We start from the raw sequence: 10506 nt of genomic DNA on the forward strand, positions 1-10506 counted from the left end.
CCTATATAAAAATGTTACGCGCTTGCTTTGAATGAGTGTAGGCGTTGTTGCGCTTTCTTAATGCCATCAGTTTGCCAGATGTCGAAACAACGGCTGGCTTCGTCAATGCTTTGATTAATAGCCTCTTGTTCGGTAGCAGGTGCTTTGCCTAGCACATGACCTGTTACACGATCTCTGTGGCCAGGATGGCCAATGCCTATTCTTAATCGATAAAATTCTTTGTTATTACCCATGCGAGCAATTATGTCACGCAGGCCGTTATGACCACCGTGTCCGCCACCTTGTTTAACCTTACAAACGCCAGGTTCCATGTCTAACTCATCATGTGCAACAAGGATGTTTTCAACTGGGATACGATAGAAGTTAGCGAGAGGGGCAACGGCTTGTCCGCTTCTGTTCATGAAGGTAGTTGGAACCAATAAATGAACGGTTTCACCACCTATTTCACCTTTACCATACAAACCAAAGTATTTTTTTTCAGGACGAAGCGATATGTTATATCGTGAGGCGAGTTCTTCTACGAACCAAACGCCCGCATTGTGGCGAGTTCGCTCATATTCGGGGCCTGGATTACCCAGGCCCACAACTAATTGAATAGTCATCTAAGGAAAAGTCCTCAAATTACTCTTCAGTAGCAGCTTCTTCTTCGTCTGCAGCAGCGCCACCTTTAGGAGCGTTTGCTGTAACAACTGCTTGGTCGTGACTTTCGCCTTTACCTAGTTCAACAGACTCAACACCTTGTGGAAGTTTAACGTCTGAAAGGTGAAGTGTTTGACCAACTTCAAGATCAGCAACGTCTACTTCGATGAACTCAGGAAGATCAGCTGGTAAACAAGTCACTTCGATTTCATTGATGTGGTGAGCAACTGAAGCACCTTTTTTCGCTACAGCTTCTTCGTTGATGAAGTGAACTGGAACGTTAGTGTGTACTTTCTTAGAAGCATCAATACGTAAGAAATCTAAGTGCATGATTAAAGGCTTGAACGGGTGACGTTGCATGTCTTTAATTAGACATTCAACAGGCTTACCGTCAACGTTTAATGTTAAAACGTGAGAGTAGAAAGCTTCTTCTTCTTGTGCACGGAAAACTTTGTTGTGCGCAAGCGTTAAAGAAACTGGTTCTTGGCCAGCACCGTAAAGGATCGCTGGAACTTTGTTCGCGTGACGTAGGCGGCGGCTCGCACCTTTCCCTAAATCTGTACGTACTTCAGCGTCCAATGTAAATAAATCAGTCATGTTTATTTCCTAAATTAAAATGAATTAACCATTCTTTGCGACCAAGAATGGCTTGAATGCTTTTTCTATAAACCTGTATTTTTTACTAGGCGATAAAAAAAGGCGCGGAATAATAACATTATGTGTATGGGTTAGCTAGTTTTTGTTAAGGCTAATTAAAGTAAAAAAGGAAGGTGGGGGGGCAACTCAAATAGAAAAGGCCAGTTTAACTGGCCTTTTGGGATCACTAAAATGTAAGTTTTAGCTATCAAACATCGCTGAAATTGACTCTTCGTTACAAACACGACGAATCGCTTCTGACAGCATTCCACTTAGTGTTAGCTGCTTAACATTGCCAAGCGCTTTAATTTCGGCTGATAACGGAATTGAGTCGGTAACGATAACTTCATCAATAACAGAAGCTTTTAAGTTTTCAGCTGCATTGCCTGAGAAAACTGGATGTGTCGCGTAAGCATATACGTTCTTAGCGCCGTGGTTCTTAAGTGCTTCTGCAGCTTTTGCTAAAGTACCACCCGTATCGATCATGTCATCAACAATGATACAGTCACGACCTTCAACGTCACCGATAATATGCATAACTTGTGCTACGTTAGCTTGTGGACGACGTTTGTCAATAATTGCTAGATCGGCATCATCCAATAACTTAGCAACTGCACGAGCACGTACAACACCACCAATGTCTGGCGACACTACAACTGGGTTATCCAGATTTCTTTCTTTCATGTCTTCCAACAAGATAGGCGTACCGAATACGTTATCCACTGGAACATCGAAGAAGCCCTGAATTTGTTCAGCGTGAAGATCAACAGTTAATACGCGATCAACGCCAACACTTGATAAAAAGTCAGCCACAACTTTTGCTGTGATAGGTACACGAGCACTTCTGACACGACGGTCTTGGCGCGCATAACCAAAATAAGGCATAACGGCTGTGATTCTACCTGCTGAAGCTCGACGTAATGCATCAATCATTACAATAAGTTCCATCAGGTTATCGTTAGTTGGTGCGCAAGTAGATTGAATAATGAAAACGTCTGCCCCACGAACATTTTCAGTTATTTCAACACTAATTTCGCCATCACTAAAACTGCCAACCTTGGCTTCGCCTAATGTAATGTATAGGCGGTTCGCGATTTGTTTGGCCAGTTCAGGGGTGGCGTTACCCGCAAAAATCTTCATGTCAGGCACAATCAGTTCCTCAGAAACTTGTGACATAGTAATTACATGGCCGCATAGCAAGAAACTTGCCGCGAGCCATTCTCATTTTAGTGACAATTTCAATTCATTAAAATCGTCGGGTTGGTTTAAATATTCAATGCATTAATAGCCTTACGCATTGAAGAAATATTAGCACCTTTTGCAACAAAGGAGGTATTTCCCGGAGGTAATTTATCCTGTAATTGCAATGCCTCTTGTTGTGTATCAAAGCGTGAAAAAATACAAGCGCCTGTACCCGTCATTCGAGACGGCGCGTATTCTATCAACCATGACAGCAAATTTGCAACCTCAGGGTAGCGATTAATTACGGTTGGTTGGCAGTCGTTATGGCAACTTTCTATATCGATTTTACCTGTGGGTAAACGCGCCGTATCTCTCGTCAACTCTGGGGCTGTAAATACTTCTGCTGTTGAAATATGAACGTTTGGATGCACTACTAGATACCAATATTCTGTTGGATTAACTGAGGTAAATTTTTCGCCAACGCCTTGAGCAAAAGCCGCATGCCCATGGACAAAAATTGGTACGTCTGCACCAAGAGACAGGCCTAACTTAGATAATGCTTCGTCTGATAAGTTGATTTTCCAGAGTTTATTCAAAGCTAGCAACACGGTCGCCGCGTTAGAAGAACCTCCACCAATGCCACCTCCCATGGGAAGACGTTTGGTTATTTTGATTTCTGCGCCCAGTTGGCAGTTTGTTGCCTGCTGGAGCAATTTGGCGGCCTTAATGATTAGGTTATCGTCATAATTTACGCCAATAATTGGGGTAAGTAGGTTTATTTCGCCCGATGATGTTGGCCGAATTGCAATGGTGTCACCAAAATCTAAAAACTGAAAGATAGACTCTAGCTCGTGATAGCCATTATTTCTTTGACCTACAATGTGCAAAAATAAATTGAGTTTGGCAGGCGAAGGAAATTCTAAAAAGTTTGATTTATGAGTATTTACTACTGGCGTGTTGGAAGTCATATTATCCATTGATTGATTGAAAGTTTAATCGTTAAATTATTTTGTTTAATGCTAATTTTTTGCGGTAATGGTACGCCATCAACATCCATAAAGGATTGATAGTGAATAACCCAGGTTAATCCTTTGTAATGACTAATAATTTCATACGGTGTTTCTTTACCTTTCACTAATGTTACTTTGTCTTTTTTTGAATTGGGTAAGCCCTTTAACCAATTTTTCAACGCTTTCGCTGGTAGTTGATACCCTGATACACCCCACAATAAATATTCCAGATCGTGATGTTCGTGTGTCTCATCGTTAAAGGTAATTTGATATTGTTTTTTATTTCGCTCTATAGACAGCACATTGATGCCCAAATAGGTGGTTAATGCGAGCTTCTCTTGTTGTTTATAGGGTTGGTTTTGCCAGAATAATGACGCGCTTTCCCTCGAATGTTTATTGATTAGTGCGATTTTTCCCGTTACTTGCCAGTTTGTGAGTTGTGTTAAATAGGCATTATGGTTCGACGGAGAATAAACGATGGTAGGCTTAGATGAAGAAAATTCGGGCAGGCTGCTGCAAGCCGTTAAACTAAGTAAAATTACCGTACAGAAAACCTTTGTATAGCTACGTAATAACCTGCCAGATACGCTTTTTGCTGTTTTTACGGGACGCTTTGTAGGTTTTAAGGCAAAACTATAGGCGTTCATATAACTAACTACTTTCCTTAACGTGAAATATTGCGTAAAATTGCTGGGTTTTTGTTGTAGATCATATGTTGCTTAGCATATCCGCTTATAATTGAACTACGATAGACACAAAACATTGAGCTATTATATCCGTATAGTTTGATCATTGTCATGGATTTCATGGCAGTAAGAAATTGTAGACCTTTAGGTATTTATGTCCATAGTCGCTGTTGGTATTAACCATAAAACTGCACCCGTTGCAGTTCGAGAGAAAATCTCGTTTAATCCAGACAAGTTGAGTATTGCATTGCAAGATATGCTTGAGCATGTGCAGTGCCAGGAAGCGGCGATTTTATCAACTTGTAATCGAACCGAGTTGTACTTGGTCACACCGGGCGGTACCAATGCCACCCAAGAGCGCGTCGTTAGATGGCTTGAACAACACCACAATGTGCCAGCCTCTACTATTATGCCTAGCTTATACTGGCATAATGATAAAAAAGCAGTTAATCATATGATGCGTGTTGCCTGTGGACTTGATTCTCTCGTACTAGGTGAACCGCAAATTCTTGGTCAAATGAAACAGGCGTACAGTCAAGCTAAAGCTGCGGGTACGATGGCGCTTGTTATGGATCGCTTGTTTCAGCGTACTTTTGGCGTTGCTAAACAGGTCAGAACTGAAACCGAAATAGGAGCAAGTGCTGTTTCTGTTGCATTTGCTGCGGTTAATTTAGCGAAACATATTTTTGCTAGTCTTGAGAAAGCGAAAGTTTTACTCGTTGGTGCAGGTGAGACAATTGAATTGGTGGCTAAGCATCTCTACGAGAACAACGTGGGTAAAATCACAGTAGCCAATCGAACTATATCTCGAGCAGAACCTCTAGCTAAGCAATTCGGCGCTGATGTTATTACATTAGCGCAGATTCCTGAAAAAATAGCCGATGCTGATATCGTCATCAGTTCGACAGGTAGTACGTTACCTATTATTGGTAAAGGTATGGTTGAAAGCGCACTAAATAGGCGTAAACACCGTCCCATGTTTATGGTAGACTTGGCGGTACCGCGTGATGTTGAAGAGCAAGTTTCTGAATTGGAAGATGTTTTCCTATATACAGTTGATGACTTGCAAGGCATTATCGCCAAGAATATTGAAAATCGTCGTAAAGAAGCTCAGAAAGCAGAAGCTATTGTTGGCGAACAATCTGACACCTTTATGGCGTGGTTACGTGGGTTAAACACGCAAGACACGGTAGTAAGCTATCGTAACCAATGTTTGGCAGAACGAGATGCTTTGCTCGAAAAAGCATTGACGCAATTAAAATCTGACAAACCAGCTGAAGCCGTTGTGGCTGAGTTGGCCACAAAACTTACCAATAAGTTCATGCATGCACCGACAAGTGCTATTCAAAGTGCAGCTCAAGGTGGTGAGCTCGACAAATTACTCTATCTTCGCGACATATTTGATATTGATCATCAAAATAAGCCGTGACGGTTAAGTTGAAAGAAAGTCAGGAAGTTATTACACTTCGTGGCATTATCGACCGTTAATATGATATTCGTGAGCAAATCTGCTCTGAACAAGAATGATTGAATAAAGAAATTATTGAATGAAAGACTCTGTTTATCAAAAGCTAGAAGGGCTTGTAGAAAGATTCGAAGAAGTACAGGCATTGTTGTCTGATCCTGAAACAATTGCAGATCAGGCAAAGTTTCAGGCGCTGTCAAAAGAATTTTCGCAATTAGAAGAAGTAACTCAAGCGTTCAACAATTATAAAGAAGCGCAAAATGACTTTGCAACCGCTGAAGAAATGCTTAAGGATGATGATCCTGACATGCGTGAAATGGCGCAAGAAGAATTTAAGGCTGCGAAAGAAGCTGTAGAAAAGCTTTCAGATGAATTGCAAATTTTATTACTTCCAAGAGATCCTAACGATGACAACAACTGTTTTGTTGAAATTCGCGCTGGTGCTGGGGGGGATGAAGCCGCGATATTTGCAGGTGACTTGTATCGTATGTATACCCGTTATTGCGAAAAGCAAAACTGGCGCACTGAAATCATGAATATTAGTGAAAGCGAGCAAGGCGGGTACAAAGAAGTTATCTTTAAGATTTCTGGCGAAGGCGTGTATGGCCAAATGAAGTTTGAATCAGGTGGACACCGCGTACAACGTGTGCCAGAAACTGAATCACAAGGGCGCGTGCATACTTCTGCATGTACTGTAGTGGTAATGCCAGAAATTCCTGAATCTGAAGCCATTGAAATCAATAAAGCGGACCTTAAAATTGATACATTCCGTGCTTCAGGTGCCGGTGGTCAACACGTTAACAAAACGGACTCGGCCATTCGTATTACCCATATTCCAACGGGTGTTGTCGTAGAGTGTCAAGACCAACGTTCGCAGCATAAAAACCGTGCACAAGCGATGTCTGTACTTCAAGCACGCCTACAGGCTGCTGAAGACGAAAAACGTCGAAGCGAAGAAGAATCATCGCGTCGCAATTTAGTTGCTAGTGGTGATCGTTCAGAAAGGATTCGTACTTACAATTATCCTCAAAGTCGCATGACAGATCACCGCATTAACCTGACATTGTATCGTTTGAACGAAGTGATTGAAGGTAATTTGCAGTTGGTATTAGAACCCATAATGCAAGAAAATCAGGCGGATATGTTAGCAGCACTTGCCGATCAAAACTAATCTTGTTGTCATGACATTGCCTGAAGATCGTTCAATTGAACAATTGATAGCGTACGGCACTAAAATATGTAGTGCCGTTTCTGATAGCGCAAAACTAGATTCACAGTTACTGTTGTGTAAAGCTATTGCCAAAGAACGCTCTTATTTACTTACTTGGCCAGAAAAGTTATTGCCTGAAAATGACGCTATGCATTTTTTTCAGTTATTGGAGCGGCGCGTAAAAGGTGAACCCGTTGCTTATATACTTGGTGAGAAGGAATTTTGGTCATTACCTTTTGAAGTAAATTCATCAACGCTAATACCTCGACCTGATACTGAAGTATTGGTCGAGATCGTTCTAAATACATTCCCGAGCCAGAACGTTAAATGTCTAGATTTAGGAACAGGAACGGGGGCGATCGCAATTGCCATTGCTTCGGAAAGGCCTAAATGGGAACTTGAAGCTGTTGATTACTGTGAACAGGCAGTTGCTCTAGCAACGCGCAATGCACAACGACTTGCAGTAAGCAATGTCGCTATTTACCAAAGTAACTGGTTTGACGCCGTTGATGTAAATAGCCGTTTTGACATTATTGTGAGTAACCCACCTTATATCGATGAACTGGACCCGCATTTAAAGGAAGGTGACGTAAGGTTTGAACCTAAATCGGCACTTGTAGCTGCCAATGCTGGTCTTGCAGACATTGAACATATAGCTGAAAACGCGTGGCGTTATCTCAATGATGACGGTGCATTACTTGTCGAGCACGGTTTTGAGCAAGGTCAGTCGGTTCGAGGTGTCTTTGAACATCTAGGTTATAGCGATGTGGTAACAATAGAAGATTATAATGGTCAGCCTCGAATTACTATGGGCTATAAAAAAGCACGATAATAAAAGGATAATAACCTCATGATATTTAAACATTTACATATGACAGCAGCACTATTGAGCGTTTTGCTGTTTACTTTGCGTTTTGCGTGGACGCTTGTGGGATCTGAACAGTTAAACAAGAAGTGGGTGAAGATATTACCGCATGTCATTGATACCTGTTTACTTATATTTGGCTTAGTGTTGATGATGAAGTTAGCGCTAAATCCTTTTGAACAGTTATGGTTAGGAGAAAAATTGCTTGCTGTTATCGCATATATTTTTACGGGATACTACGCACTAAAATTGGCTCGCACCCGAATGATGCAGGTGGTTGGTTTTGTAGGAGCGTTAGGCTGGGTAGTGCTGGTAGTAAAATTAGCAATGACTAAAACACCGATATTATTTTAGTAGTCGAATTTAGAACTTATTAAAATTCAAAATGCGTACAAGAGAAAAGTAGTAAAGTTAGTACCTATGAACGAGTTGTTGTTGTCAGAAATTAACGCTGAACAAACTGATTTATTATCTACTGTTATTATGATTGAAGAACACATATTTGGCGCTAAGCTAGATAAGTGCTTTTTGAAAAATATCATTGAAACTTGTGCTGAAGCTATAGAATCATATAGCGATGTGCTTGAACAATCTGAGGTAATGATTAATGCCTTATTCATTGAACAGTTATTTGTAGATACAAGTAAGGCAAGTTGGCCCGTAGTATCGCACAGAATTAAACAAGGGACTGAACAGCGCATTCTTTCACCTACATTAAAAGCGATAGTGTTGAGGCATATTATTGAGCAAGCAGGGCTCGAAGCAGATATAGTTTATGTGCCGGAAAAAGTGATGGTACGCATAATTTGTGATGATGTTTATACCATTATTTTCGATCCGATTTCTGGCGAATCGCTAAATTGGCAAGAGTTGGACGAGCGAATGGCTGAGCTAGGCGGTGATCCGAGTCAGGTCTATTTAAGTACTATGGATAAACGAAGTGTAATATTGAAACACCTAACCTCGTTAAAAACCGCGCTTATTCAAGAGCAAGTGTTTGACAAGGCACTAATCTGTGTTGACCTTTTGATTGCACTTCGCCCGGAAGACCCATTTGAGCGTCGAGATAGGGGGTATTTATTGCACCAATTGGACTGCTTTAAAGTGGCTTATGATGATTATCAATACTTTGTTCAACAGTGTCCGAAAGATCCAGCGGCACAATTACTAAAAAAACAATTAGCACAAGTGTCTATTATTGACAGTAAATTACACTAAAAAATGATGATGAGTGATATCGAAATTGATCGGTAGTCATTAACTTGAAAGGAATGAACATGAGTTTACAAACTATTAAGTTGAACCAAATTGAAATAGCAAACGATAGGCCGTTTGTTCTCTTTGGTGGGATGAATGTGCTTGAGTCGCGAGATTTGGCATTAACAATAGCTGAGCACTACGTAAATGTGACAGAAAAACTTGGTATTCCTTATGTGTTTAAAGCGTCATTTGATAAAGCTAATCGCTCATCAGTAAACTCATACAGAGGGCCGGGGCTTGATGAAGGTCTAAAAATATTTGAAGAGATTAAATCAACATTTAACGTACCTGTTATTACTGATGTCCATGAACCGTTTCAAGCTGCGCCAACGGCTGAAGTGGTCGATATCATTCAGCTTCCAGCATTTTTGGCGAGACAGACTGACTTGGTTGTAGCTATGGCAAAGACGAACGCGATTATTAATGTTAAGAAGCCACAGTTTTTAGCTGCGCATGAAATGCGCCATATCATCAAAAAGTTCGAAGAGGCTGGTAATGATAGGGTGATATTGTGTGAACGTGGTAGTTGCTTTGGCTATAACAATTTAATTGTTGATATGCTTGCTATGGATGAAATGAAGCAATATGCACCGGTCATATTCGATGCAACGCATGCACTGCAAAAACCAGGTGGAAGAACAGATTCAGCGGATGGGCGACGTGCTCAGGCTGCACAACTAGCACGTAGTGGAATGGCGCTCGGCATCGCAGGGTTGTTTATTGAATCACATCCTAACCCAGCCGAAGCAAAATGTGACGGTCCTTGTGCATTACCACTTGATAAACTTGAACCATATCTAGCGCAGATGAAAGCGGTTGATGACTTAGTGAAACAGTTTCCTCCGCTTATTACTGATTGATACCAACTTTAGTAGAAAAGGAGCGGTAGCTCCTTTTTTTGTGGCTGGTACTCAAGGTGCAAAGATTAATGCGTAAAACAGATAAAAAGATAGACAAACAACTACGTGAGCAACTTACTCATGTATGTGAACGTGCGTTGAAAAAGGTTAAGGGTTTTCAGTGGCTAACTCATAAAGTAAGCTATGCAGACTTTCCTAACTCGCTGCAAATCGTATGTGTTTTTGATAGCAATGAAAACTTGATTAGCTATACCAATTCAGAATCTCAATTGCTTAACCTCGAAATTGCAACCGCTTTGAGCGCAATCAATATCAACATAAAGATTGTCAAAAATTTAATTATTTACGATACGGAAGAACGATGTGGCGAAGAACATGACGGCAACTGGGCGAAAAGGTTGCGGGTTTGACATTGTTAGTGTGCCATTAATATTCGTCATTACTGAAGAAGAAACAGTTGTTATTCATGGCTTAGTTGATAGTAAATAGAAAAGGAGGTCTAGAGACCTCCTTTCAGACTGATGACAAAGTCCTAGACAGTAGTCTAGGACTTTGATCTAATAAAAACATGGAAATTCACAATAATGAGCCATGTTAAGAGAGCCATCCCCGCAACAACACGAACTGGAAATGGTTACGTTAGACCAGTTAGTTCCAACCAATCATCTGGTTCGCAAACTCGATAAACATATT

12 protein-coding genes are annotated in these 10506 nt (G+C 40.9%); 7 read left to right on the forward strand and 5 right to left on the reverse strand.

Annotation, left to right across the window (positions count from 1 at the left end):
• Positions 1–14: 14 nt before the first annotated feature.
• From pth to lolB, 5 genes are all read right to left on the reverse strand, one after another.
• A complete protein-coding gene (pth, locus tag ACSLUK_RS18875) occupies positions 15–602 on the reverse strand; it encodes an aminoacyl-tRNA hydrolase (RefSeq protein ID WP_448550346.1) in 588 nt (195 codons plus the stop codon).
• 19 nt (positions 603–621) lie between these two features.
• Positions 622–1236, reverse strand: a complete 615-nt coding sequence (locus ACSLUK_RS18880; RefSeq protein ID WP_448550347.1) for a 50S ribosomal protein L25/general stress protein Ctc — start codon at positions 1234–1236, stop codon at positions 622–624.
• Between the two features lie 240 nt (positions 1237–1476).
• Positions 1477–2424, reverse strand: a complete 948-nt coding sequence (locus ACSLUK_RS18885; RefSeq protein ID WP_448550357.1) for a ribose-phosphate pyrophosphokinase — start codon at positions 2422–2424, stop codon at positions 1477–1479.
• A gap of 116 nt (positions 2425–2540) precedes the next feature.
• Positions 2541–3425: a 4-(cytidine 5'-diphospho)-2-C-methyl-D-erythritol kinase gene (gene ispE / locus ACSLUK_RS18890; RefSeq protein WP_448550348.1), complete on the reverse strand. Its 885-nt coding sequence runs from the start codon at positions 3423–3425 to the stop codon at positions 2541–2543.
• Positions 3422–4114 carry a lipoprotein insertase outer membrane protein LolB gene (gene lolB, locus ACSLUK_RS18895; protein ID WP_448550349.1) on the reverse strand — a complete coding sequence of 231 codons (693 nt, stop codon included), beginning with the start codon at positions 4112–4114 and terminating at the stop codon, positions 3422–3424. Before lolB ends, ispE begins: the two co-directional genes overlap by 4 nt.
• Positions 4115–4307: 193 nt before the next feature.
• Here lolB and hemA point away from each other — a divergent pair, with 193 nt between their 5' ends.
• From hemA to ACSLUK_RS18930, 7 genes are all read left to right on the forward strand, one after another.
• Positions 4308–5582, forward strand: coding sequence for a glutamyl-tRNA reductase (hemA, locus tag ACSLUK_RS18900; RefSeq protein WP_448550350.1), 1275 nt, complete (start codon positions 4308–4310; stop codon positions 5580–5582).
• A gap of 118 nt (positions 5583–5700) precedes the next feature.
• On the forward strand, positions 5701–6789 hold the full coding sequence (gene prfA / locus ACSLUK_RS18905) for a peptide chain release factor 1 (protein ID WP_448550351.1): 1089 nt from the start codon (positions 5701–5703) through the stop codon (positions 6787–6789).
• Positions 6773–7660, forward strand: coding sequence for a peptide chain release factor N(5)-glutamine methyltransferase (gene prmC, locus ACSLUK_RS18910; protein WP_448550352.1), 888 nt, complete (start codon positions 6773–6775; stop codon positions 7658–7660). The genes prfA and prmC overlap by 17 nt, the downstream gene beginning before the upstream one ends.
• Positions 7661–7678: 18 nt before the next feature.
• The gene (locus ACSLUK_RS18915) at positions 7679–8047 is read left to right on the forward strand and encodes a SirB2 family protein (protein ID WP_448550353.1); all 369 of its coding nucleotides are present in this window, start codon (positions 7679–7681) and stop codon (positions 8045–8047) included.
• Positions 8048–8113: 66 nt separating this feature from the next.
• Positions 8114–8911 (forward strand): tetratricopeptide repeat protein, encoded by a 798-nt coding sequence (locus ACSLUK_RS18920; protein ID WP_448550354.1) that lies wholly within the window; start codon positions 8114–8116, stop codon positions 8909–8911.
• Positions 8912–8970: 59 nt separating this feature from the next.
• Entirely contained in the window at positions 8971–9813 is an 843-nt protein-coding gene (gene kdsA / locus ACSLUK_RS18925; RefSeq protein WP_448550355.1) for a 3-deoxy-8-phosphooctulonate synthase, read from the forward strand.
• Between the two features lie 68 nt (positions 9814–9881).
• Entirely contained in the window at positions 9882–10223 is a 342-nt protein-coding gene (locus ACSLUK_RS18930; RefSeq protein ID WP_448550356.1) for a Fis family transcriptional regulator, read from the forward strand.
• Positions 10224–10506: the final 283 nt, after the last annotated feature.

It is taken from the genome of Thalassotalea fusca (assembly GCF_053485835.1).